Source organism: Bradyrhizobium sp. McL0615 (assembly GCF_049993905.1).
Classification (GTDB): domain Bacteria; phylum Pseudomonadota; class Alphaproteobacteria; order Rhizobiales; family Xanthobacteraceae; genus Bradyrhizobium.
Map to the genome: position 1 here is coordinate 1950353 of NZ_CP188254.1, position 21966 is coordinate 1972318.

The following is a 21966-nucleotide window of genomic DNA, read 5'->3' on the forward strand; positions in this document are numbered from 1 at the left end:
ATGGATGGCGGTGCACCCGAAATTGCGAATACGCCACTGGTCAATGCGGCGACCTATTTCGACGGAATGTCGAGCCGACGCCGCGCGGTGACGCTGAAGTTCTCCGACCGGCTTGAAATCAGCGACCATGAACAGACGCTGACTGCGTGGGACTATGCCGACATCCGCCGCGCCGACAGCCCGTCGGGCATGCTGCGCCTCGGCTGCCCGACCGCATCTGCGCTGGCCCGGCTGGAGGTTCGCGACAGTGCGCTTGCGAACGAACTGGTCTCGCGCTGCGCCAGGCTGGATGAAAACACGCCCGGCCGCCGCGGCGTTGCCGCCATTGTCGGCTGGTCGATCGCGGCCGCGGTTTCGATCGTCGCCGTGGTATTGTTCGGACTTCCGCTGATCGCCGACCGTCTCGCGCCGCTGGTGCCCGAAGCGTTCGAACGGCGGCTGGGCGACGCTGCCGACGGCCAGGTCAAGAAGATCTTCGACGCCAAGGCGTGCGAGAACCCCGCCGGGCAGAAGGCGTTCGTCAAGCTCGTCACCGCCATCCGCGAATCCGCCGGTCTCGACACCTCGGTGCAGTCAGGCGTGCTGTCGAGTTCGATACCCAATGCCTTCGCGCTGCCGGGCGGCCGGGTCTATCTGTTCGACGGGTTGCTGGCGAAGGCCGACAACGCCGACGAAATCGCGGGCGTGCTGGCCCACGAACTCGGCCATCTCAAGCATCGCGACAGCATGCGCGGGCTGATCCGCGACGGCAGCACGTCGTTCCTGATTGGACTGCTGTTCGGCGACATCACGGGCTCCAGCGCTCTCATTTTTGGCTCGCGCACGCTGGTGACGTCGTCGCATTCGCGCGAGGCCGAGACCAATGCCGACGGTTTTGCGATCGACGTCATGCACCGGCTGGGCCGGCCGGCGAAGCCGACCGGGGAATTGCTGCTTCGGGTCACCGGCAAGGAGGGCAAGGGCCTCTCCATCATCTCCACCCATCCCCTGAGCGAGGACCGGCTGGCGCGGATGAGCCGGGAAGACCGGACAGCCAGCGGGCCGCCGCTGCTGACATCAGAGGAATGGCGATCGCTGAAATCGATCTGCGATGGCAAGTCTGAGCCCGCCAAGTCTGAGCCCGCCAAGTCTACGCCCGCCAAGCCTGACCGGGGAAAGTCGGATCCGGGCAAGTCCGACCCGGCCAAAATTTGAGCCGGTCAGGCTATCGCCGCGCGCTTTTCCGCGATCGTGCGGTTTCGATCGGCGCAGGCGCTGCGCCGCCCGGCTTCAGCTCCCATACCGCCTGCATGGCCGCGAAGGCCTGGGCGATCATCGGCTCGTGACGCCGCGAAATCAGGCAGGCGAAACTGAGGTCGCAGGTCAGCGCCAGCTCGTCGGCAATCACGAAATTCCGTTTGCGCGTGATGCGCTCGAGCACGCAGTCGCGGATGAGGCTAAGGCCGTTGCCGGCTTCGACGAACTCGATCATGGCGTCTTCCTGTTCGGCGAAGGCGACGCGTTTTGGCAATGACCCCGTTGGCCGGAAGACATCGTCGATCAGCCGCCGGTGCGCCGAGGCATGCGGCGTCGTAATCCAGGGCAGGTCGACGAGGTCCGCCCAGTCTTTTCCGAGCACCTTGTCGCTCCATTCGCGCGGAGCGATCACGCGGTAGTTGTAGCGCGTGAGTGCCATGAGGCGGAACTTTCCATCCTCGATGGTGCGTTCGGGCAGTGTCCCCGACGCAAGGCATTCGGGGGGCGTCGCATCGATGTAGTATCCGACATCGAGCTCGCTTTTGCCGATCTGGGCCAGCACGTCGTCGCTCATGCCGTAGCGGAGGAAGACTTCGGTCTTCTTCCAGGACGTGGCGAGGCTTCGCACGAACGGACCCAGCCGGATCGACTCGGGATCCAGGATCGTGCCGACGCGCAGCGTTGCCCGCAGCGATTCGCGCAACGAATCGGCCGCCGTCCTGAAATCGGCCGCGGCCGATACCGTCCGGTGCGCGAGGGGCAACAGGGCGGCGCCGGCTTCGGTCAGGGTAAAGCCGCCCGGCGTACGGTTGAAAAGCTGCAAGCCGGTGCTCTCTTCCAGCCCCTTCAGCTGGAGGCTGACGGCGGGCTGGGTCAAGTGCAGCAAGGTGGCCGCGCGCGAAACCGTGCCTTCGCGGGCCACGGTGATGAAGCAGCGCAAGGCCTGAATACGTGGCAGGTCGTTCATTTGTAAAACTTATAGGAAGCGCCCATGAATCCCATTAGACAGGATTTGCTTCCGGAAGTCACAATGTTTCGCAAATAAAACTTTGCGTTGTCGTAGAAAAAAGGGTGGATGGCGGCGAGGCTGCCGGACTTCAACTGTGCGGGGAATTGCCCGAATTCTCCGCCGTCATTGCGAGCGAAGCGAAGCAATCCACCTTGCGGCACAAAGAAAGAATGGCTTGCTTCGCTTCGCTCGCAATGACGGGGTGAGGCCGGCGGCTGGCTTACGCCTTCTCCACCCGCACCATTTCGCGGTGAATCTCCGCCGTGGCGGCCCGTCACCTACGGCAGGTTGTTGACCTTGCGCACCCATGTGCGCACGTCGGCCAGCACGTCCGGCAGCACTTCGTTGACCTCCTGCACGGTCATGCCGGGCTTGATCCGGGGATCATAGAGCAGGTTCAGGAGATACTGATCGTAGACGTCGAAATAGCCCATCGACACATTGTCGTTGAACATGGTCCAGGGCACGCTCGAGGTATCGTTGATCGGCCCCAGCGATTGCAGCAATTCCTCATAGGCGCAGTCGAAGAAGACGAAGTCGCCATTGTCGACGGTGAGGATCACGTCGGAATGCTCGATTTCGAACTTCTCGTTCTTGCGAAAGCCCGACAGGCATTGCGGGTCGAGCGAAGAGCGAATCTCTTTCGCACGTTCGCTGCCGTAGAAGGTCGCGATGGTGCGCTGGAGATCGCGGTCGCGCACCAGCTTGACCTGCACATTGGCGTCTTCGAGGGTTTCGGCCATGGCGATGTCGAGATGCTGAACGCGCGCGGCGATGTCGGCCACGATTTTAGCGAGTTGCGCCTTGCGGTCGGGCCGATTGCCGTCGGCAAACACCCGTACCGGCCCGTCATATTTGCGGATGCGGTCGACACGGCCGGCGAGATGATATTCGGCGCCGAACGCGGTCTTCAGAAAACCTTCGACGATCTCGCTGTCGGTGAAGCTCTTTTTCTCGGTGCGCTGGCGCTGTGCGACGGCGGGAATATCCGCCAATGCCGTGCACGGCACCAGGATTTCGCCGAACGCGACGGCGCCCAGGGCCGCCGCGAGCGTCCATGGATGCAGGAATCGGCGGGGCGTGCGCATTCAAACGACGCTGCAGCAATCGGCGCGCGCGTGCAAGGGTTGAAAGCTACAATCACGCGCTTGCGCGCATGATCGCGCCAGGTTCCGGGACGGCGGCGGCCTAATTCTTGACGACGACCGTGGTGCCGACGGAAACGCGGCTGTAGAGATCGGTCACGTCCTCATTGGTCATGCGGAAGCATCCGGAGGAAACCGCCTGTCCGATCGTCTCGGGCTCGTTGGAGCCGTGGATACGATAGAGCGTCGATCCCAGATACATCGCCCGCGCGCCGAGCGGATTGTCGATGCCGCCCGACATGTGGCGCGGCAGATCCGGTCGCCGCCGCAGCATCTGGGCCGGCGGCGTCCAGCTCGGCCATTCCTTCTTCGCCGAAATGCGATGGGTTCCGCCCCAGCGGAAGCCGTCGCGGCCGACGCCGATGCCGTAGCGTAGTGCCTGGCCATTGCCGAGAACGAGATAGAGCCGGCGCTCGGTGGTGTTGATGTAGATCGTGCCGGGCGCGTAACCGCCGTTGAAGCTCACGGTGGTGCGCGGGATCGGGCTCGATCCGCTGGGCATGCCGGGACGGAAGAAACCGGGGCCGCCGCCCATGATATCGCGCGAGTCGTCGAAGAAGTTTGGAAAGCCCTGGGCCCGCGCCTGGCCGGCTCCCGCCAGCATCATCACCGCCGCAAGAAAAGCAAAAGCCCGAATCATTTTCTTCCTCGTGAAAAAATCTGAATATGCCTGTCGAGACAGGCCACAATTGCGGCGATCGTGCAACCAACGAGGCCGTGACTCCAGCCATTTTCGAACGCCGCGGGGAGAAAAGGCAACATGCCTTGGGCGATGGCTGCATTGTTCCGCTAAACCTTTGACGAAACGCGGGAACAATGTTTGATCGTCGGCGGCTCATCAGAACGATCGAAGGGGAACGAAACCATGAACGGTGCGGAAAGTCTGGTGCGGACATTGGTTGCGGGTGGTGTGGATGTCTGCTTCACCAATCCTGGCACCTCTGAGATGCATTTTGTCGCCGCACTCGACCGGGTCGAGGGGATGCGCTGCGTGCTCGGCCTGTTCGAGGGCGTGGTGACGGGGGCCGCCGACGGCTATTACCGCATGAAGGGCACGCCGGCGTCGACGCTCCTCCATCTCGGCCCCGGCCTCGCCAATGGCCTCGCCAACCTGCACAACGCCAAGAAGGCCAATTCCGGCATCGTCAACATCGTCGGCCAGCACGCGACCTATCACATCGGTTACAATGCCCCGCTGACCTCTGACATCGAGGGGCTGGCGCGGCCGATGTCCTCCTGGGTGCGGACCTCGCCGGATTCCAAGTCCGTTGCCGCGGATGGCGCCGCGGCGATCGCCGCCGCCAAAAGCGCGCCGGCGCAGATCGCTACCCTGATCCTGCCGGCCGATACCGCCTGGAACGAAGCTGATGGCATCGCCCAGGTTCCTGCGGAGAGCCAGCGCGCCAACTATTCCGCGCAGGCCGTCGACCACGCCGCCAAGGTGCTGCGCAACGGCGGCGCGTCGACGCTGCTGCTGATGACCGGCAGCGCGCTCACTGAACACGGGCTGGCGCTGGCCGCCCAGATCGCGGGCAAGACCGGCTGCAAGGTGATGGGCCAGACCTACAATCCGCGCATGGCGCGCGGCAAGGGCCGGTTCGCGATCGACCGCATCCCTTACGTGATCGAGCAGGCGCTGCCGATCCTGAAGGATTTCAAGAATATCGTGCTGGTCGAGGCCAACGATCCCGTCGCGTTCTTTGCCTATCCGAACAAGCCGAGCATGCTCAAGCCGCAGGGCTGCGAGGTGCACCGCATGACCTCGGGCGCCGAAAATTCCGTAGCCGCCCTGGAAGCGCTGGCCGGCGCGCTCCACGCACAGCCGGCCGACCGTCAGCCGCAGAAGCTGGTGGAGCTCGCAAAGCCGACCGGCGCGCTGACGCACGCCTCGATCGCGCAGGCGATTGCGATGGCGATCCCGGAAAACGCCATCGTGGTCGATGAATCCGTCACCACCGGCCGCGGCTTCTTTCCGCCGACGGCGGCGGCAAACCCGCACGACTGGCTGCAGAACATGGGCGGTTCGATCGGGTTCTCAACGCCGGTCGCGACCGGCGCCGCGGTGGCGTGTCCCGATCGCAAGGTGATCTGCATGGTCGGCGACGGCAGCGCGATGTACACGCTGCAATCGCTATGGACGCAGGCGCGCGAAGGCCTCAACGTTGTCACAATTGTATTCGCCAACAAGATCTACCAGATATTGCGAGGCGAGTTCGACGGCGTCGGCGCCGGCGAGCCGGGACAGCGGGCGCTCGACATGCTCAAGCTCGATCGCCCGGACCTCGACTTCGTGGCGCTGGCCAGGGGCATGGGCGTGCCGGGCCGCGCGGTCGCCAATGTCGACGACTTCGTCAAGGCGCTGGCGGAAGCCATCGCCGAACCGGGACCGCGGCTGATCGAAGTGCAGATGTAAGGCGACGGTTATGTTTTTAATTTGAGCATGATCTTTTCGGAAAACCGGTGCCCACTTTTCCGGATCATGCTCTAGCCGCTCGCCTTCGTGGGAGGCGTCATGCAGACCGAACTGAACAAGGTCATCACTGCACTTCACGAGTTCTACGCGCACGAAGCCTTTCTGCTCGAAAAGGAGGCCGGCGAACGCGCGCTGACGCACCGGCTGGCGGTGCATTTCGAAAGGGAGTTCCCGGGCTGGGAGATCGACTGCGAATACGACCGGCTGGGCGACCGCACGCTGCGGCTGCCGCACGGGTCGATCGTCTCGACCGACGATCACCTCGCCAAATCCATCTATCCCGACATCGTGGTGCACCAGCGCGCCATTCCCAACAACCTGCTCGCGGTCGAGGTGCGGAAGTCGGCCAATCACCAGCCGCTCGAACACGACCAGCACAAGCTGCGGGCGCTGACCGACCCGCATCTGTGGTTCGCCTACTGGATCGGTGTGCTGCTGACGCTGGACAAGAAGCAGGTCACGGTGACGGAAGTCTATACCAGCGGCGTTCTCGACCACGCCCTGTCCGTCTGGTTTACCGGACGGCTGAAGGATGCGGGCTTAAGCGCAGGATGAAACCTGCGAATGGAGATTTGTAGATGACACTCACGCGATCGATCCTGGCCATTGCCCTTGTCGCCCTCGCGCAGCACGCGCTGGTGCGGGAGGTTCGGGCGCAGGCCGCTTCCGCGCCCGACCTGGAGGCCATTCTCGCCAACCCCAAAATCGTCAAGGCACTCGACGACATCAAGGCCGATGACGAGCGGGCCTTTGCCGAGCAGAAGCGCATTACCGAAATTCCGGCGCCGCCGTTCAAGGAAAAGGTCCGCGCCGAATATTATCAGAAGCGGATGCAGGAGCTCGGCTTCAAGGATGCGTCGATCGACGGCGAAGGCAACGTCATCGCGCTGCGCAAGGGGACCGGCGGCGGCCGGCCCAGGCTCGTGGTCTCGGCGCATCTCGACACGGTGTTTCCCGAAGGCACCGACGTCACCGTGAAGGAGAAGGACGGCGCCATCTTGGCGCCCGGCATCGGCGACGATTCGCGCGGGCTTGCGGCGATGCTGTCGCTGATCAAGGCGATGAACGAAAACCAGATCGCGACCATAGGCGACATCATGTTCGTCGGCACAGTCGGCGAAGAGGAACTCGGCAATCTCCGCGGCGTGAAGGCGCTGTTCCGCGATCACACCGATATCGACGGCTTCATCTCGATCGACGGGCTCGGCGTCACCCGCGTCGTCAACCAGGCGACCGGCAGCCACCGCTACGAGTTCACCTTCAAGGGTCCCGGCGGGCACTCGTTCGCGGAGTTCGGATTGCCGAGTGCGATCCATGCCATGGGCCGGGCGATTGCGAAAATCGCGGAGTTGCAGACCCCATCCGATCCCAGGACGACGTTTACCGTCGGCACCGTGAACGGCGGCACCTCGGTCAATGCGATTGCCGCCGAAGCGCGGATGGCCGTCGACATGCGCTCGAACTCGACCGACGAACTGCTCAAGCTCGAGGCGCGGTTGCTTGAACTGGTCAAGGAAGCGGTGGCGGATGAAAACGCGCGCTGGAAATCGGACAAGATGACGGTGGAGGCCAGGCTGATCGGCGACCGGCCGGCGGGCATCGTGGCGATGGATTCGCCGATCGTGCTGGCGACGCAGCGTGCAGTCTCGGCCGTCACCCGCGGGCCGCGGCCGACCTTTGCCGGCTCCTCGACCGACTCCAACATGGCAATGTCGCTCGGCATCCCGGCCGTCACCATCGGCGGCGGCGGGGAGGGCGGCAACTGGCACTCGCGCAACGAGTGGTACAAGCCGGTCAACGCCTGGTACGGCCCGCAGAACGCGCTTTTGACCGTCCTGATCCTGACCGGGCTTGACGGCGTCACCAAACCGGCGCTTGCCGAGCGAAAAGCCGCCAAATAGGGCCAAAAGGGCCCTCGAAACCGGTTTTGCGGGGATTACCCGCCGTTAACCATGCCCCCGATTGGACAAATTATCGGCCCATTGCGGCCAAAGCAGTAACCGAACATCGTTCCCGAGTAGTTCTACGTGCGTAGGGGATGTGGCATGGCGTACCAAATCGTGGCGGAACGCGGAAACGAAACCGTCAGAATGGATCGAAGCAGTTCGCTGATGGCGGTCGCCAAGGCCCGGGTGTGGGCAAGCGAAGGCTGGGAAGTCACCATCATCGTTCGCGATCAGGAGCAGGAGATGGTTCCGCCGCTCCAAGCCAATCGCCGGTTGCTGGCCTACGCGTGATTCTTCGCTCCCGGCGGCGATAGGCCAGCCTGGAGCAGAGCCCTGACCTTGAGATGGAACCGGCAGCCTCGGCCGGTGTTGTGGTTGCAGGCAGGGCTTTGAGGAGCGGTGCCATGCAGTGGCGCTCAGCAACCACGGATGCCGACTTGATGAGCGGCGCCGGCGACGATGAAATCAGTTACGCAACCGGATGGACCATCAGTGGTCTGGCAACGCTAGGCACCATCCTCGTGATCTGGGTGTTTGCGATCTAGTGCATGCCGAGCTCATGGAGCTTCGCTGCTGATTGAATCAGAGTCGAAGCTCTGGATTTCTTGTTTGACGCGTTTTCTCGATGTGGACCAGCATCCACTTCGCTCGAAAACGCCTTAGAGATGGCAATCGTTATCTCTGCATCTCTGCGCGATCCGCTTTTCGCCGGTCGTGAGCTGTCCCAGCCTGCGCCCGATCAACAGGCCCAGCACTACCAGCAGGCACCACACCGGAAAGAAGAACAGCGTCAGGATTCCGGCGTCTTCCGGGTCGGTGCGAAACAGCCATTTGACGACGCCGATTGGCGCGAACAATCCAACCGCGCCACCGGTCAGCGTGGTGAGGGTCATGACGATTTTCGAGGCTGTCATCGTCGGCTATCCGGCAATGATTTCGGGCGAACAGAATGGCTGTGAACGAGACGGCTACAGAACAATGGTGGACGCACAAGGGATCGAACCTTGGACCTCTCCCGTGTGAAGGGAACGCTCTCCCGCTGAGCTATGCGTCCGGGAAACGTGGGCGAACAATATGCCCCGTCAGAGCCCGCGATTTACGAAGTACGGGCCCCCAGTGTCAAGCGATCAGTCGGCCCGTAACGTCGCGATTTCGGGGCGTGGGACGAATTACGCGCCTTGTTGGCGAGCCCGCGATGCGTGCGACTGTAGCGCGCGGATGCGTTCGGCCAGCGTCCCGCCGCCTTCCGCGACAGCTGCAGTCCCGGTGACGTCATTGGCGGGTTTGGCCGGGGTTTTTGGCGGTTCCGCGGCCAGCATGGCCTCGATCGCCGAATTCGGGCCTTCGAGCTGCATGGCGAGTTTTGCGACCTCAGCGGCGATGTCGTTGATGCGCTCGCGTAACAGCGCGTTTTCCATCCGCTCGGTCTGCCACGAGCTTTCGGCCTGCTGCTGGATCGCGTTGATGTCACGCTGCAGTTTTGCACGCTCGTCGCGGGCGACACGAAGCTGTTCTTCCACCGCCGCCTTCTCGCTGCGCAATTTCTCGACGATCGGGGATTTGCCGCCGCTCATCCCCGCAATCTCCGTGTGCAGTTCGCGGACCGCGCGCTCGGCGTTTTCGTTCGCCTGCCGGAGCTGATTGTTTTCGTATTCGCGTTCGGTGAGGATCTTGCCTTGCGTCGCCAGCCGCGCTTCGAGGTCGTTGACGCGGCTGCCCAGCATCTCGGCTTCCTTGACCTGGACGATCAATTGCCGGTCGAGATCGGTGACGCGCTGGCTCAAATTTTCGACGCGGCTGCGCGCGTCGTTCAGTTCGTGCGTCGCGCGCTCGGAATCGGCGCGCTCCTGGGCGAGGCGCGCTTGCGTCGTCGAAAATTCCTTTTCGGCGTCGCCGACACGGCCCTTCAGTTCGTCGATCTGCGTGCGCACCGCCACCAGCTCGACCTGGCGGCTGTCCGCCGTCATCGCACGATCGTTCAGTTCGTGATTGATCCGGGCGAGTTCGCCCTGCTTGTCGGTCAGCGCCTGTTCGGCGCCGCGCAACAGTTCGGTCTTGGCCGCGAACTCCTCTTCGGTGGCGCGCAACTGCTCCTTCACCGCCTTCTCGCGCGCCTCGAGCGAAAAGATCGTGGCGTTCTTTTCGCCGAGCTCGATCTTCATGCGGTTGATCGCGTCGCTCTTCTTGCCGAGTTCGGCGAGCTGGCTCGTGGTCTTGTTCTTGAGCTGCTCGACGTTCATTTCGAGCCGTCGCGCCGACATCGCGAATTCCGCGCGCAACTGGTCCTTGTCGGCCTGGATCTCGGCCATCGACAACGGGGTTGCCGCCTCGAGCCGGCGCGTCGTCAGCCGCACCGCACGGTTATGCACCAGCGGCACGATCATCAGACCGAACAGCATGGAGACCAGGAAACCGATCGCCAGATACATGATCGGTTCGATCATCGATGGTTACTCCGCACGAGATGAGGATTCCTCAATCACATTGCCACGCCCGGCCGGCCCTGCGCCAGTCCAATGCCGCGTTAACCTGAATTCGCCTGGGGAGATGCGCGTCTATGCCTGAGACGAGCTCAGAACGGGTTCCAGGTCGCGCGCGGGGTGAATTTGAGATAGCCGACATTGGCGCCGAGCCGCAGGCCGATGCCGGAGCGGATCGGCACCAGCACGATGTTGTTGGCGGTGAGCGCGGTCATGCCGAAGCCGCCGATGATATAGGCGGAGCCGTCGATGCCGACGAAGCGCTGATAGATCGCGTTGGTCGCGGGAAGATTGTAGACCAGCGTCATGGTGCGCGCACCGTCGCCGCCCCAGTCGAAGCCGACCGACGGTCCCTGCCAATACACCCGCAGGTCGCCGGCGTTCTTGGTGTAGAGCGTGCCTTCGCCATACCGCAGGCCTGCCACAAAAGCGCCCGAGCCTTCCTCGCCGAGCACATAGCCATTGGGAAGTCCCCACTGGCTGACCGCCCGCTCGATGATGGATGCGAGGCCGCGCGAGACATTGCCGAAGAATTTATGTCCGGCCGAAACCAGTTCGCCGGGTTCGAACGTGTCCGGCCCCGCCTGGCGCTGCGGTGGCGGCGCCGGCTGCTGGTATTGCTGCTGCGGTGGCGGCAACGGCTGTTGGTATTGCTGCTGTGGCGGTGGCAACGGCGCCGGCTGCACCTGCTGTGCGGAAGCCGGTACGGTCCAGCACATCAGCGCGGCAAACGTCACCGCGGCAAGGCGTGAAGCAAACGTCATGAAAGAACCCCTGGCATCGAAATTCTGGCCGCCGCCTTAACCTGACGCCAACAGCATGGCTCTAGGTTGCGTCCAGTGTCCCCTCGACTCGCAATGTTATCGGCACCAACTATGACGGCACAACGGCATTTTGGCTTCGATATAACGGCACAAGTCCACCGTTTCAGGCTTCCTGCCATCGGCCAAGGAAAATCAACGGTTCAATTGGTATCAATATAGACAATGACGGCACAACGGCAGGAAAGATACGGTTCGCGCCCAGGAATAACCCTTTTTGCCTTATTGGCAGGCTTTTTTGCCGTACTCGGCCTTGATTCTGCCGCGTGGGCGGCGACCACCGAACGGGTGGTGGTGAACCGCTATTCCGGGCTCGCCATCGAGGGCTTCGATCCCGTCGCCTATTTCACGGAATCCGTGGCGGCCCGGGGGTCGCCCGATTTCGAGGCGCGCGAAGCCGGCGCCGTCTGGCGTTTCCGCAACCAGGGCAACCGCGCCTCTTTCGTGGCGCATCCGGAAATCTACGGGCCCCAGTTCGGCGGCTACGACCCGGTCGACCTGGGGCGAGGGGTGACCTACGCGGGCAACCCGCGCTTTTGGGTGGTCACGGGCGATCGGCTCTATCTGTTCGGCCGCGAGGAAAATCGCGATGCGTTCGCCGCCGAGCCGGCACGCTTCCTGAAAGACGCCGCCGCGCGCTGGCCGGCGCTGGAGCGAGGCCTCGCGCAGTAAGTTGCGACTTGCCGTAGCCCGGGCGAGCGCAGCGACCCCGGGAACAGCGATCACAACTTTCACGTATTCCATTTGTCTGGCACCGCTCCCCGGGGTCGCTGCGCTCGCCCGGGCTACGAAACGACGGCTTCATCAAATCGCCGCGTTCGGATCGCCCCAGGCGATGAATTCCGGAACGATGAAGTCCTTCCGCCCGGCGCCAAAAACCAGCGCCGCACCGTTTGAATCCGTGATTCTGCCGCCGGCGGCCGCGACGACCGCATGGCCGGCCGCGACGTCCCATTCCGAGGTCGGCGACAGCCGGGGATAGATATCGACGCAGCCTTCGGCCACCCGGCCGAATTTGACCGCCGAGCCGAGTTCGCACCGGACCGCGCCCGGCCTTGCCGCAATGAAAGCTTCGGTCCTGGCATCGCCATGCAAGCGGCTGACCGCGACCGTCCACGGCTGGCCGCGTGGCGGGCAAGTGCGGGTACGAACCGGCTCGATCAGCGGTTGGCCCTGGCCCAGCGTCAGCCGTTCCGCGCCGCGGCCGACAATGCCGCGCCAGATCAGTCCGAGCGCGGGCGCGCTGACGATTCCGAGGAGCGGCATGCCTTGGGTTACAAGCGCCAGATTGACGGTGAATTCGTTGCGACCGGCGACGAATTCCTTGGTGCCGTCGAGCGGGTCGATCAGGAAGAAACTTTCCTCAAAGGGCGGCGCGGCCTGCGCGGCGCGCTCTTCCGACAGCGACGGTATTCCGGGCGCCACCCGGGCAAGGCCGTCGGCGATGATTCGGTCGGCCGCCAGATCCGCCTCCGTTACCGGCGATCCGTCGGTCTTGCCATCGACCTTCATGGCGGAACGGTTGACGGCGAGGATGGCCGCGCCCGCCCGGATCACGATGTCGGTCAGCGGTTCGATCAGCGCCGCGGCGGCATCGCGGTCGAGTGGACGTGCCTCATTCATGAGCTAAGCCTATTTGCTGTTCGTCCTGCCTTACCATTGCCGCCGCGTGCTGGCAGCAGGGGGCTGCGCAGTGTATCAAATCGATAAGCACGCGTGATTCGTAACTGCCCGCCAGCAATTTGCGACCAGGCGGCTTTCCAGGAACCCATGATGTCTGGCACTTCGTCTCCCGGTCCGGCTCCCGATGCCCTCGAACTTGCGGCGCTGTTGTGTTCGCGGGTCTGTCACGATCTCATCAGCCCGGTTGGCGCCATCGTCAATGGGCTTGAGGTGCTCGACGACAACCCGAAGCCCGAAGACCGTGATTTCGCGCTCGATCTGATCCGCAAGAGCGCCAAGACCGCTTCCGCGCGATTGCAGTTCTGCCGCCTGGCGTTCGGGGCTGCGGGATCGGCCGGCGCGCAGATCGATCTCGGCGATGCGCAGACCATGGCGCGCGGCCACATCGAGGACGGCAAGATCACCATCACCTGGAATCTGCCGCGGCTGCTGCTGCCGAAGAACCGCGTCAAGCTGCTGCTGAACATGCTGATCATCGCGCAGCAGACGATTCCGCGCGGTGGCACGCTGACGATCGATCCGATCGGCGACGGCGAGACGATGAGTTTTCGCGTGACGTCGGCTGGCCTGAATGCCCGCCTGCCGCAGAACATCGCCGATCTCCTGAGCGTGAATTCGACGGCTTCCGTCGATGCGCATGCGGTGCAGCCTTACTATACGCGGCTGTTGGCGCAGGCCTGCGGGCTCAGCGTGACGCTTGCACCCGACGGGGAAAAAGTGGTCGTTACCGCGGCCTGAAGCGCGCCCACGCGCAAACCTGAACGCGTTTAGGCGCGACTATGGTTAACCAAGTGTTGAAAACAGGCGGCAGAATTCATTTCTGCCGTCTTATCTCTTTGTTGATCCCGTTCTTTTCCAATTGAGCAACCAATATTAAACGCTTTGCATAGAAGCTGGCCTCGTTCCGTGGCGCGTCGATGTCGCGTGCCACTGCGTACGAAGGCCAGTTTCATGGATGATTTGTTGCGGGAATTTTTGACCGAAACCAGCGAGAGCCTGGATACGGTCGACAATCAGTTGGTGCGATTCGAGCAGGACCCGAGCGACGCGAAGATTCTGGATAACATCTTCCGCCTGGTCCACACCATCAAGGGCACCTGCGGCTTCCTGGGGCTGCCGCGGCTGGAAGCGCTGGCGCACGCCGGCGAGACGCTGATGGGCAAATTTCGCGACGGCATGACGGTCAAGGCCGAAGCCGTGACGCTGATCCTGTCGAGCATCGACCGCATTAAAGAGATTTTGGCCGGCCTCGAAGCCACCGAGACCGAGCCCGAGGGCACCGACGAAGACCTGATCGAGCAGTTGCATGCGATGGCCGAAGGCGCCAAGCATGCGGCGGCAGAAGCGCCCGCTGCACCCGCGCCCGCGCCCGTCGTGGCCGCACCGCCGGTGCAGCCCGCGATCACCCCGGAAGTTGCCAAGGGTACGCTGGTGGACCAGGTGCTGGAACGCCCGCTGCGTCCCGGCGAAGTTTCACTCGACGACCTCGAGCGCGCCTTCCGCGAGACCGAGACCGAAGCCGCGCCCAAACCCGCGCCGGCCCCCGTCGCCAAGCAGCCGGCACCCGCGCCCGAAGCTGCTCCTGCGCCGAGCGCCGCCAAGGAAGCCGTCAAGGAAGCCAAGGCAAAGCCGGCCAAGAAGGCCGCCGTCGCCGGTGAGCCCGACGTCCAGGAAGCCGACAAGATCGCCAACCAGTCGATCCGCGTCAACGTCGACACGCTCGAACATCTGATGACCATGGTCTCCGAGCTGGTGTTGACCCGCAACCAGCTTCTGGAAATCTCCCGCCGCAACGAGGACACCGAGTTCAAGGTGCCGCTGCAGCGGCTCTCCAACGTCACCGCCGAACTGCAGGAAGGCGTCATGAAGACGCGGATGCAGCCGATCGGCAACGCCTGGCAGAAGCTGCCCCGCATCGTCCGCGATCTCTCCGGCGAACTCGGCAAGCAGATCGAACTCGAGATGCACGGCGCCGACACCGAACTCGATCGCCAGGTGCTCGACCTGATCAAGGATCCGTTGACGCACATGGTGCGCAACTCCGCCGACCACGGCCTGGAGACCCCGGCCGAGCGGCTCGCCTCAGGCAAGGGCGAGCAGGGCACCATTCGCCTCTCCGCCTATCACGAGGGCGGCCACATCATCATCTGCATCGCCGACAATGGCCGCGGGCTCAACACCGAGCGGATCAAGGCCAAGGCAGTCCAGAACGGTCTCGTCAGCGAGGCCGAACTGGAGAAGATGACGGAAGCCCAGATCCACAAGTTCATCTTCGCGCCGGGCTTCTCCACCGCGGCTGCCGTCACCTCGGTCTCCGGCCGCGGCGTCGGCATGGACGTGGTGCGCACCAATATCGACCAGATCGGCGGCACCATCGACATCAAGTCGGTGGCCGGCGAGGGGTCTTCCGTCACCATCAAGATCCCGCTGACGCTCGCCATCGTCTCGGCCCTGATCGTGGAAGCCGCTGGCGACCGCTTTGCGATCCCGCAGCTCTCGGTCGTGGAACTGGTTCGCGCCCGCGCCAACTCCGAACACCGCATCGAGCGCATCAAGGACACCGCGGTTCTTCGCCTGCGCAACAAGCTGTTGCCGCTGATGCACCTGAAGAAGCTCCTGAAGATCGACGACGGCTCCTCAAGCGACCCCGAGAACGGTTTTATCGTGGTGACGCAGGTCGGCAGCCAGACTTTTGGCATCGTGGTCGACGGCGTGTTCCACACCGAAGAAATCGTGGTCAAGCCGATGTCCACCAAGCTGCGGCACATCGACATGTTCTCCGGCAACACCATTCTGGGCGATGGCGCCGTGATCATGATCATCGACCCCAACGGCATTGCCAAGGCGCTCGGCGCCTCCGGCTCCTCGTCCCATGAGCTGGCCGACGAGGCCTCCGCAGCGCATGCGATCGGCGGCGAACAGCTCACCTCGCTGCTGGTGTTCCGCGCCGGCTCCTCGCAGCCCAAGGCGGTGCCGCTCGGCCTCGTCACCCGGCTGGAGGAGATCGCCACCGACAAGATCGAACTCTCAAACGGCCGCTACATGGTGCAGTACCGCGACCAGCTGATGCCGCTGGTGCAGATGGCCGAGGTCACGGTCCAGACCCAAGGCTCGCAGCCGATCCTGGTGTTCGCCGACGACGGCCGCTCGATGGGCCTTGTGGTCGACGAGATCATCGACATCGTCGAGGAGCGGCTGCACATCGAGGTCGCCGGCCAGAAGGACGGCATTCTCGGTTCCGCCGTGATCAAGGGCCAGGCCACCGAAGTGATCGACGTCGGCCATTTCCTGCCGATGGCGTTTGCCGACTGGTTCTCGCGCAAGGAGATGCGGGAGTCATCGACGGCACGATCGGTGCTGCTGGTCGACGACTCTGCGTTCTTCCGCAACATGCTGGCGCCGGTGTTGAAAGCCGCCGGTTACAAGGTGCGGGTTGCCGTCAACGCGCAGGAGGGGCTGTCGGCGCTGCGCTCGGGCCACAACTACGACGTGGTGCTGACCGACATCGAAATGCCCGACATGAACGGCTTCGAGTTCGCGGAAGTGATCCGCGCCGACCACAATCTGAGCACGATGCCGATCATCGCGCTGTCCTCGCTGGTGTCGCCGGCGGCGATCGAGCGCGGGCGGCAGGCCGGCTTCCACGATTACGTCGCCAAGTTCGACCGTCCCGGCCTGATCGCCGCGCTGAAGGAACAGACGGCCGAAACCAGGAAAGCGGCGTAAGCGGGCTTAGCCGGGGCATAAGGAAGCAAGACCATGACCACCAAGACCGAGACTATCGAGGGCACCGTGGCCGAATACGTTACCGCCTTTATCGGCGGACAATTGTTCGGCCTGCCGATCTCGCGGGTGCAGGACGTGTTCATGCCTGAGCGGCTGACGCGGGTGCCGTTGTCGTCGGCCGAGATCGCCGGCGTGCTCAATCTGCGCGGCCGCATCGTCACCGTGGTCAATATGCGCGCCCGCCTCGGCCTGCCCAACAACGACGACGGCAAGCCGCCGATGGCGGTCGGCGTCGATCTGCGCGGCGAGTCCTACGGCCTGCTGATCGATCAGATCGGCGAAGTCTTGAAACTTCAGGATAACGGCCGCGAGGAAAACCCCGTCAATCTGGACCCCCGCATGGCCAAGCTCGCCGGCGGTGTTCACCGTCTCGACGGCCAGCTCATGGTCGTCCTCGACGTCGATCGCGTTCTCGAAATCGTGCCGGACCTGATGGCGGCATGAAGACCGAACCTGGAACGAAAACATCCCTGTTGGGATCTGGTGCAATTGGAGGCCTAAAATGAAAACATGTCTGGTCGTCGATGACTCGAGCGTCATCCGCAAAGTCGCCCGCCGCATCCTCGAAGGTCTCGACTTTCAGATCGTCGAAGCCGAGGACGGCCAAAAGGCGCTTGAAGTCTGCAAGCGCGCCATGCCCGAAGCGGTTCTGCTCGACTGGAACATGCCGGTCATGGACGGCTACGAATTCCTCGGCAATCTGCGCCGCATGCCCGGTGGCGACGCGCCCAAGGTGGTGTTCTGCACCACCGAAAACGACGTCGCGCACATTGCGCGCGCGCTGCATGCCGGTGCCAACGAGTACATCATGAAGCCGTTCGACAAGGACATCGTCACCGCGAAGTTCCAGGAAGTTGGCCTGCTCTGATATCGCGCAGGTGATCCCGGCGGCTCAACGGCCTTCGGCGTTGTTTTGTAAGTGTGCCGCTTGAGTTGGGTCGGGTGAATTAATGAGTGTTGCGTTAACGAGGTCTCCACCGCCAGTCTCGACACGGCAGGACAAGCTGCGCGTCATGGTGGTCGACGACTCCGTTGTGATCCGCGGGATGATCTCGCGCTGGATCGGCGCCGAGCCGGACATGGAGGTCTCGGCCTCCCTGCGCACCGGTCTCGACGCCGTCAACCAGATCGAACGCGTCAAGCCCGATGTTGCCGTGCTCGATATCGAAATGCCGGAGCTCGACGGCATTTCGGCGCTGCCGCAACTCCTGGCGAAAAAGCGCGACCTCGTCATCATCATGGCGTCGACGCTGACCCGCCGCAATGCGGAGATCAGCTTCAAGGCGCTTTCGCTCGGCGCGGCCGATTACATTCCAAAGCCGGAGAGCACGCGCGAGGCCTCGGCGGCCGAGACCTTCCACCACGATCTGATTCAGAAGATTCGTCATCTCGGCGCCAGGGCCCGCCGCCGTTCGTCGCCGGCCGCGAGCCCGGCCACGGCACCGGCCCCCGAGCGGGCCCGCGAAGTATCGGTCCAGCCGGCCGTTGCATCGACTGCGCAACTGCAACTGGCGCGCCGGCCATTCAGCATGCTGGCGCCGCGGGTGCTGCTGATCGGCTCGTCGACCGGCGGTCCGCAGGCCCTGATGACGCTGGTTGCCGATATCGGCCCGGTGATCGATCGTTTTCCGGTGCTGATCACCCAGCACATGCCGCCGACCTTCACCACGATTCTCGCCGAGCATCTGGCGCGCGCGAGCCGCCGACCGGCGCATGAAGCCGTCGATGGCGAGGTCGTCAAGCCCGGCCGGATCTATCTTGCGCCTGGCGGCCGCCACATGCGCGTGGTGCGCCATGGCGCCGAGACCGCGATCGCACTCGACGACGGGCCGCCGGTGAACTTCTGCAAACCCGCGGTGGACCCGCTGTTCAACTCCGCCATCGACGTCTGGCAGGGCGGCATCATGTCGGTGATTCTGACCGGCATGGGCTCCGACGGCATGCGCGGCGGCAAGGACATCGTCGCCGCCGGCGGCAGCGTGATTGCCCAGGACGAAGCGACCAGCGTGGTGTGGGGGATGCCGGGCGCGGCCGCCAATGCAGGTATTTGCGCGGCGGTTCTACCGCTCAATCAGATCGCGCCCAAACTGGTCAGGTTGTTTTCGGGAGATCGTTCGTGACGCCTTCAGACTATGAGTATCTGCGTAAGCTTCTGAAAGAGCGCTCCGGGCTCGATCTTTCGGCCGACAAGCAATATCTGGTCGAAAGCCGGCTGCTGCCGCTGGCGCGCAAGTCCAGCCTGCCGGGCATTTCCGAACTCGTCGAGAAGATGAAGGGCGGAGCCAACGCGCTGACGGCGGAGGTGGTCGAAGCGATGACCACCAACGAGACGTTCTTCTTCCGCGACAAGATTCCGTTCGATCATTTGCGGGAGACGATCATCCCGGCGATGACGCAGGCGCGCGCGGCCCGCCGCGCCTTGCGCATCTGGTGCGCGGCTTCCTCCACCGGGCAGGAGCCATATTCGATTGCGATGTGCCTGAAGGAAGCCGGTTCCCTGCTGTCGGGCTGGCGTACCGAGATCATCGCGACCGACCTGTCGCTGGCGGTGCTGGAAAAATCCAAGGCCGGAATCTTCAGCCAGTTCGAGGTACAGCGCGGATTGCCCATCGGGTTGCTGGTGAAGTATTTCACCCAGAACGGCGAACTCTGGCAGATCAATGCCGAGATCCGCAGCATGGTGCAGCATCGTCAGCTCAATTTGCTGCAGGACTTCTCCCATCTCGGCGTATTCGACATCATCTTCTGCCGCAACGTGCTGATCTATTTCGATCAGAATACCAAGACCAACATCTTCGAGCGGCTCTCCCGGATGATGGAGCCCGATGGCGTGCTGGCGCTGGGCGCGGCCGAATCCGTGGTCGGCATCACCAACACCTTCAAGCCCTATCCGGATCGCCGTGGACTCTATCGTCCGAACATCGCGCCGGTGATACGGGTGGGGGTGGGGGCGTCAACCCTGGTGCCGCAAACCCTGCGAGCGGTCGCCGCGGCGCGCTGAGCCTGGTCCTTACCTCCGTCCGCTCGCGATGTCGCGCTACACGATCGCGTGCGGCAGGAAGCGTGACGTGTTGCCGGTGATCGGATTCTCGTCCTCGCGGATCGACAGGCCGCAGGGCGTGTGATCGACCAGCCAGCTTCCGACCACCGCGTATTGATCGGAGAAGCTCGGCAGCGGCGCGAACGCCTGCCGGATAAATCCTTCCGCGCCATAGGGGCCTTGCTGTTCCACCAGCGTGGTGCCGGCGCTGACGACGGCTATGTTGGCGCCCTCGCGCGAATAGAGCGGCTTGCGCACGAACGAGGAGCCGAGCATTGCCGCCTTCGGGTCGTCGTCGAAATAGGCCGGCAGCAGGTTCGGGTGCTTCGGAAACATCTCCCATAGCAGGGGAAGGATGCCCTTGTTGGAGAGGATCGCCTTCCAGGGCGGCTCGATCCAGCGCGTCGGCGCGCTCAACAGCTTTGCGCCGAACGCGTCGTGAAACATCCATTCCCAGGGATAGAGCTTGAAGGCGAGTTCGATGGCGCGGTCGTCGAGATCGACGAAGCAGCCGTCGTCGCGCAGTCCGATGTCCTCGACGTCGATCAGCGTTGTCTCGAATCCGGCCTGGCTTGCGGTGTCCTCGAGATAGGCCAGCGTGCCGGCATCCTCTTCATTCCCGGTCATGCCGGCGAGATGAAGATGCCTGGTGCGGGCGAATTTCTTCCAGGCGTCGATCAGGTGTTCATGGATCGAATTGAACTGATCGGCGCGCTTCGGGATGATGTTGCGCTCGATCCCCTGTTCGAGCCAGGTCCACTGAAAGACCGCCGCCTCGAAGATCGAGGTCGGGGTGTCGGCATTGTACTCCAGCAGTTTCGCCGGGCTCCAACCGTTGTAGCTCAGGTCCAGCCGGCCATAGAGGCTGGCATCGTCGCGGTGCCAGCTCTCGGACAGCAGCGGCCAGAACGCTTCGGGGATCCTCAATCGGCGCAGATATTTTTCGTCGTCGATCGCGCGACCGACCAGTTCGAGGCACATCGCATCGATCTCGCCGGTGGGCGCCTCGATCCGCCGTTCGATCTCATCCAGTGTGAACGCGTAATAGGCCCGTTCGTCCCAATAGCGTTCGCCATCGATGGTGTGAAAGTCGAAGCCGGCGCTCTCGGCGGTCGCGCGCCAGTCGTCGCGTTCGGGGCAGACGATGCGTTGCATGGAGCGCTTTAACCGCCACCATGGTGGCCGCCGTGGCCGTGGCCGTGACCATGCAGCCGGTGCGGCGCGCCGCCGAAGCCGCGATAGGTCGGGCGGCAGTAAGGCCTGCCGTCCGGACCGAGGACCGGCCCGCTACCAGGCCCGCAATCCTGCCGCGGCACCAGGCCCATCGACACGGCGCCGATGGCGGCGCTTCCCATCAACGTCAGCACCACACGACGCGAGCGTTTCATGGTTGGGATCCTGCGCTGAGACTTTCTTGAGGAACGTCAGTCTCCATCACCTCTCGCCACGGAAGCAAGCGAAAGCCGGCGCTTTCACGCCATCGTGCAGCGAATCTGTCAGCCGCCGGAGAATCCGAAGGCGTGCGAAAAGGAGCCGAAGCCGCCGCGCTGCACCGCGTGCGAACCGGAATCGGATGTGCCGGAAGATGAATGGCTTGAGGAGGAATCGCTCGAGTAGTAGCTGCTGCGGGAGGACGATCCACCGCCGGAGCCGCCATGACTTGACGAAGAACTGCGTGACGAGCATTCGGTATTGCCTTGCTGGAGCGACGGCGAGGCCGCATTCGGCGACGGCTCGCAACTGCGGCTCGGCATCAGTGTATAGGCGGCGCTGCCGACCGCGAACGTGCCCATCAGCAGCAGCGCAACATGGCCCGAGCGCTTCGCCGCCGGCGGAGCGGGACGCGGCGATACCGGCACCGAGACCGGTTTGCGCTTGCCGAAATCCTTGTCCGATTTATCGGCCATGGTCAGTAGATCATGCAGGCGGCGTTGAGGGCGCCGGCGGCGAGCGAGGACAGCCCGAGCCAGATCGCGGCGGCAAGTTCGCCGGCCGCGATCCGCGCCGACAGGTTGGGCACCGGTACCCTGACGAGAAAATAGACTGTTATCTGCACGATCAGGGCGATCGCAGCCCAGATCAGGCAATCCCAGACATTGGCGGAATGGGCGATGGCGCTGACCAGCGGCAGCACGAAGCCGAGCAGGCTGAGGCCCAGCGCAATTGCGGCAGCCGGCTCGTTGGCGCGGATCAGCTCGAACTCATTATACGGCGTGACGCGGGTATAAACGAAGAGGTAGGCCACCACGGCTGTTATTGCCGTGCAAAAATAAACCAGGAACGCCGGCAGCCCGGCGAGCGATTGAAGGATCATTAAGTCTGCCCCAACTCGTGCGCCCTGACAGGT

General features: G+C 63.7%; 24 protein-coding genes and 1 tRNA gene. 13 read left to right on the forward strand and 12 right to left on the reverse strand.

Going from position 1 to position 21966, the window contains the following annotated elements; translation table 11 throughout:
• Positions 1-1194: a M48 family metallopeptidase gene (locus tag ACPPVP_RS09305; protein ID WP_426537756.1), complete on the forward strand. Its 1194-nt coding sequence runs from the start codon at positions 1-3 to the stop codon at positions 1192-1194.
• Between the two features lie 10 nt (positions 1195-1204).
• On the opposite strand, the gene ACPPVP_RS09310 is transcribed toward ACPPVP_RS09305, so the two are convergent.
• From ACPPVP_RS09310 to ACPPVP_RS09320, 3 genes are all read right to left on the reverse strand, one after another.
• Positions 1205-2203: a LysR family transcriptional regulator gene (locus ACPPVP_RS09310; protein ID WP_426533380.1), complete on the reverse strand. Its 999-nt coding sequence runs from the start codon at positions 2201-2203 to the stop codon at positions 1205-1207.
• A 320-nt stretch (positions 2204-2523) separates the two neighbouring features.
• Positions 2524-3333 (reverse strand): DUF2927 domain-containing protein, encoded by an 810-nt coding sequence (locus ACPPVP_RS09315; RefSeq protein WP_426533382.1) that lies wholly within the window; start codon positions 3331-3333, stop codon positions 2524-2526.
• A gap of 100 nt (positions 3334-3433) precedes the next feature.
• Positions 3434-4030, reverse strand: a complete 597-nt coding sequence (locus ACPPVP_RS09320; RefSeq protein ID WP_426533384.1) for a L,D-transpeptidase — start codon at positions 4028-4030, stop codon at positions 3434-3436.
• Positions 4031-4255: 225 nt separating this feature from the next.
• On the opposite strand from ACPPVP_RS09320, the gene ACPPVP_RS09325 reads away from it, so the two are divergent.
• The 5 genes from ACPPVP_RS09325 (at position 4256) to ACPPVP_RS09345 (ending at position 8354) form a co-directional block, all read left to right on the forward strand.
• Positions 4256-5803: an acetolactate synthase large subunit gene (locus ACPPVP_RS09325; RefSeq protein WP_426533386.1), complete on the forward strand. Its 1548-nt coding sequence runs from the start codon at positions 4256-4258 to the stop codon at positions 5801-5803.
• Positions 5804-5902: 99 nt separating this feature from the next.
• Entirely contained in the window at positions 5903-6418 is a 516-nt protein-coding gene (locus ACPPVP_RS09330; protein WP_426533388.1) for a hypothetical protein, read from the forward strand.
• A gap of 23 nt (positions 6419-6441) precedes the next feature.
• The gene (locus ACPPVP_RS09335; protein WP_426533390.1) at positions 6442-7764 is read left to right on the forward strand and encodes a M20/M25/M40 family metallo-hydrolase; all 1323 of its coding nucleotides are present in this window, start codon (positions 6442-6444) and stop codon (positions 7762-7764) included.
• A 144-nt stretch (positions 7765-7908) separates the two neighbouring features.
• Positions 7909-8100: a hypothetical protein gene (locus tag ACPPVP_RS09340; protein WP_426533392.1), complete on the forward strand. Its 192-nt coding sequence runs from the start codon at positions 7909-7911 to the stop codon at positions 8098-8100.
• 113 nt (positions 8101-8213) lie between these two features.
• Complete coding sequence (locus ACPPVP_RS09345; RefSeq protein WP_426533394.1) at positions 8214-8354, forward strand: hypothetical protein; 141 nt, start codon at positions 8214-8216, stop codon at positions 8352-8354.
• A gap of 114 nt (positions 8355-8468) precedes the next feature.
• Here the strand turns inward: ACPPVP_RS09345 and ACPPVP_RS09350 are convergent, their stop codons facing one another.
• The 4 genes from ACPPVP_RS09350 to ACPPVP_RS09365 all read right to left on the reverse strand — a co-directional run bounded on the left by ACPPVP_RS09350 (position 8469) and on the right by ACPPVP_RS09365 (position 11053).
• The gene (locus ACPPVP_RS09350; RefSeq protein ID WP_426533396.1) at positions 8469-8723 is read right to left on the reverse strand and encodes a hypothetical protein; all 255 of its coding nucleotides are present in this window, start codon (positions 8721-8723) and stop codon (positions 8469-8471) included.
• A 65-nt stretch (positions 8724-8788) separates the two neighbouring features.
• Positions 8789-8863: transfer RNA gene (locus ACPPVP_RS09355), tRNA-Val, on the reverse strand.
• Positions 8864-8978: 115 nt separating this feature from the next.
• On the reverse strand, positions 8979-10253 hold the full coding sequence (locus ACPPVP_RS09360; protein ID WP_426533398.1) for a hypothetical protein: 1275 nt from the start codon (positions 10251-10253) through the stop codon (positions 8979-8981).
• 128 nt (positions 10254-10381) lie between these two features.
• Positions 10382-11053, reverse strand: coding sequence for a DUF1134 domain-containing protein (locus ACPPVP_RS09365; protein WP_426533400.1), 672 nt, complete (start codon positions 11051-11053; stop codon positions 10382-10384).
• A gap of 222 nt (positions 11054-11275) precedes the next feature.
• On the opposite strand from ACPPVP_RS09365, the gene ACPPVP_RS09370 reads away from it, so the two are divergent.
• Complete coding sequence (locus tag ACPPVP_RS09370) at positions 11276-11782, forward strand: YHS domain-containing (seleno)protein (RefSeq protein WP_426533402.1); 507 nt, start codon at positions 11276-11278, stop codon at positions 11780-11782.
• Positions 11783-11914: 132 nt separating this feature from the next.
• On the opposite strand, the gene ACPPVP_RS09375 is transcribed toward ACPPVP_RS09370, so the two are convergent.
• Complete coding sequence (locus ACPPVP_RS09375; protein ID WP_426533404.1) at positions 11915-12733, reverse strand: 3'(2'),5'-bisphosphate nucleotidase CysQ family protein; 819 nt, start codon at positions 12731-12733, stop codon at positions 11915-11917.
• A gap of 150 nt (positions 12734-12883) precedes the next feature.
• On the opposite strand from ACPPVP_RS09375, the gene chpT reads away from it, so the two are divergent.
• The 6 genes from chpT to ACPPVP_RS09405 all read left to right on the forward strand — a co-directional run bounded on the left by chpT (position 12884) and on the right by ACPPVP_RS09405 (position 19580).
• Positions 12884-13531 carry a histidine phosphotransferase ChpT gene (gene chpT / locus ACPPVP_RS09380; protein ID WP_108522925.1) on the forward strand — a complete coding sequence of 216 codons (648 nt, stop codon included), beginning with the start codon at positions 12884-12886 and terminating at the stop codon, positions 13529-13531.
• Positions 13532-13744: 213 nt separating this feature from the next.
• Positions 13745-16519, forward strand: coding sequence for a hybrid sensor histidine kinase/response regulator (locus ACPPVP_RS09385; RefSeq protein WP_426533407.1), 2775 nt, complete (start codon positions 13745-13747; stop codon positions 16517-16519).
• A gap of 33 nt (positions 16520-16552) precedes the next feature.
• Positions 16553-17023 (forward strand): chemotaxis protein CheW, encoded by a 471-nt coding sequence (locus ACPPVP_RS09390; RefSeq protein WP_426533409.1) that lies wholly within the window; start codon positions 16553-16555, stop codon positions 17021-17023.
• A 58-nt stretch (positions 17024-17081) separates the two neighbouring features.
• Positions 17082-17447: a response regulator gene (locus ACPPVP_RS09395; RefSeq protein ID WP_108517399.1), complete on the forward strand. Its 366-nt coding sequence runs from the start codon at positions 17082-17084 to the stop codon at positions 17445-17447.
• Positions 17448-17529: 82 nt separating this feature from the next.
• The gene (locus tag ACPPVP_RS09400) at positions 17530-18699 is read left to right on the forward strand and encodes a protein-glutamate methylesterase/protein-glutamine glutaminase (RefSeq protein WP_426533412.1); all 1170 of its coding nucleotides are present in this window, start codon (positions 17530-17532) and stop codon (positions 18697-18699) included.
• The gene (locus tag ACPPVP_RS09405; RefSeq protein WP_426533414.1) at positions 18696-19580 is read left to right on the forward strand and encodes a CheR family methyltransferase; all 885 of its coding nucleotides are present in this window, start codon (positions 18696-18698) and stop codon (positions 19578-19580) included. Before ACPPVP_RS09400 ends, ACPPVP_RS09405 begins: the two co-directional genes overlap by 4 nt.
• Positions 19581-19616: 36 nt before the next feature.
• On the opposite strand, the gene ACPPVP_RS09410 is transcribed toward ACPPVP_RS09405, so the two are convergent.
• From ACPPVP_RS09410 to ACPPVP_RS09425, 4 genes are all read right to left on the reverse strand, one after another.
• Positions 19617-20774, reverse strand: a complete 1158-nt coding sequence (locus ACPPVP_RS09410) for a glutathionylspermidine synthase family protein (protein WP_426533416.1) — start codon at positions 20772-20774, stop codon at positions 19617-19619.
• Positions 20775-20782: 8 nt separating this feature from the next.
• Complete coding sequence (locus ACPPVP_RS09415) at positions 20783-21007, reverse strand: hypothetical protein (RefSeq protein WP_426533418.1); 225 nt, start codon at positions 21005-21007, stop codon at positions 20783-20785.
• Positions 21008-21115: 108 nt separating this feature from the next.
• A complete protein-coding gene (locus ACPPVP_RS09420) occupies positions 21116-21526 on the reverse strand; it encodes a hypothetical protein (protein ID WP_426533420.1) in 411 nt (136 codons plus the stop codon).
• A gap of 2 nt (positions 21527-21528) precedes the next feature.
• A complete protein-coding gene (locus ACPPVP_RS09425) occupies positions 21529-21933 on the reverse strand; it encodes a DUF350 domain-containing protein (RefSeq protein ID WP_426533422.1) in 405 nt (134 codons plus the stop codon).
• Positions 21934-21966: the final 33 nt, after the last annotated feature.

Bases quoted from the DNA above. Each gene is read 5' to 3' on its own strand.
- chpT (WP_108522925.1), top strand. From the start codon at position 12,884: ATGTCTGGCACTTCGTCTCCCGGTCCGGCTCCCGATGCCCTCGAACTT.
- ACPPVP_RS09390 (WP_426533409.1), top strand. From the start codon at position 16,553: ATGACCACCAAGACCGAGACTATCGAGGGCACCGTGGCCGAATACGTT.
- ACPPVP_RS09360 (WP_426533398.1), bottom strand. From the start codon at position 10,253: ATGATCGAACCGATCATGTATCTGGCGATCGGTTTCCTGGTCTCCATG.
- ACPPVP_RS09345 (WP_426533394.1), top strand. From the start codon at position 8,214: ATGCAGTGGCGCTCAGCAACCACGGATGCCGACTTGATGAGCGGCGCC.
- ACPPVP_RS09350 (WP_426533396.1), bottom strand. From the start codon at position 8,723: ATGACAGCCTCGAAAATCGTCATGACCCTCACCACGCTGACCGGTGGC.
- ACPPVP_RS09400 (WP_426533412.1), top strand. From the start codon at position 17,530: ATGAGTGTTGCGTTAACGAGGTCTCCACCGCCAGTCTCGACACGGCAG.
- ACPPVP_RS09385 (WP_426533407.1), top strand. From the start codon at position 13,745: ATGGATGATTTGTTGCGGGAATTTTTGACCGAAACCAGCGAGAGCCTG.
- ACPPVP_RS09320 (WP_426533384.1), bottom strand. From the start codon at position 4,030: ATGATTCGGGCTTTTGCTTTTCTTGCGGCGGTGATGATGCTGGCGGGA.
- ACPPVP_RS09375 (WP_426533404.1), bottom strand. From the start codon at position 12,733: ATGAATGAGGCACGTCCACTCGACCGCGATGCCGCCGCGGCGCTGATC.
- ACPPVP_RS09325 (WP_426533386.1), top strand. From the start codon at position 4,256: ATGAACGGTGCGGAAAGTCTGGTGCGGACATTGGTTGCGGGTGGTGTG.
- ACPPVP_RS09365 (WP_426533400.1), bottom strand. From the start codon at position 11,053: ATGACGTTTGCTTCACGCCTTGCCGCGGTGACGTTTGCCGCGCTGATG.
- ACPPVP_RS09395 (WP_108517399.1), top strand. From the start codon at position 17,082: ATGAAAACATGTCTGGTCGTCGATGACTCGAGCGTCATCCGCAAAGTC.
- ACPPVP_RS09305 (WP_426537756.1), top strand. From the start codon at position 1: ATGGATGGCGGTGCACCCGAAATTGCGAATACGCCACTGGTCAATGCG.
- ACPPVP_RS09340 (WP_426533392.1), top strand. From the start codon at position 7,909: ATGGCGTACCAAATCGTGGCGGAACGCGGAAACGAAACCGTCAGAATG.
- ACPPVP_RS09330 (WP_426533388.1), top strand. From the start codon at position 5,903: ATGCAGACCGAACTGAACAAGGTCATCACTGCACTTCACGAGTTCTAC.
- ACPPVP_RS09425 (WP_426533422.1), bottom strand. From the start codon at position 21,933: ATGATCCTTCAATCGCTCGCCGGGCTGCCGGCGTTCCTGGTTTATTTT.
- ACPPVP_RS09410 (WP_426533416.1), bottom strand. From the start codon at position 20,774: ATGCAACGCATCGTCTGCCCCGAACGCGACGACTGGCGCGCGACCGCC.
- ACPPVP_RS09415 (WP_426533418.1), bottom strand. From the start codon at position 21,007: ATGAAACGCTCGCGTCGTGTGGTGCTGACGTTGATGGGAAGCGCCGCC.
- ACPPVP_RS09335 (WP_426533390.1), top strand. From the start codon at position 6,442: ATGACACTCACGCGATCGATCCTGGCCATTGCCCTTGTCGCCCTCGCG.
- ACPPVP_RS09310 (WP_426533380.1), bottom strand. From the start codon at position 2,203: ATGAACGACCTGCCACGTATTCAGGCCTTGCGCTGCTTCATCACCGTG.
- ACPPVP_RS09420 (WP_426533420.1), bottom strand. From the start codon at position 21,526: ATGGCCGATAAATCGGACAAGGATTTCGGCAAGCGCAAACCGGTCTCG.
- ACPPVP_RS09315 (WP_426533382.1), bottom strand. From the start codon at position 3,333: ATGCGCACGCCCCGCCGATTCCTGCATCCATGGACGCTCGCGGCGGCC.
- ACPPVP_RS09370 (WP_426533402.1), top strand. From the start codon at position 11,276: ATGACGGCACAACGGCAGGAAAGATACGGTTCGCGCCCAGGAATAACC.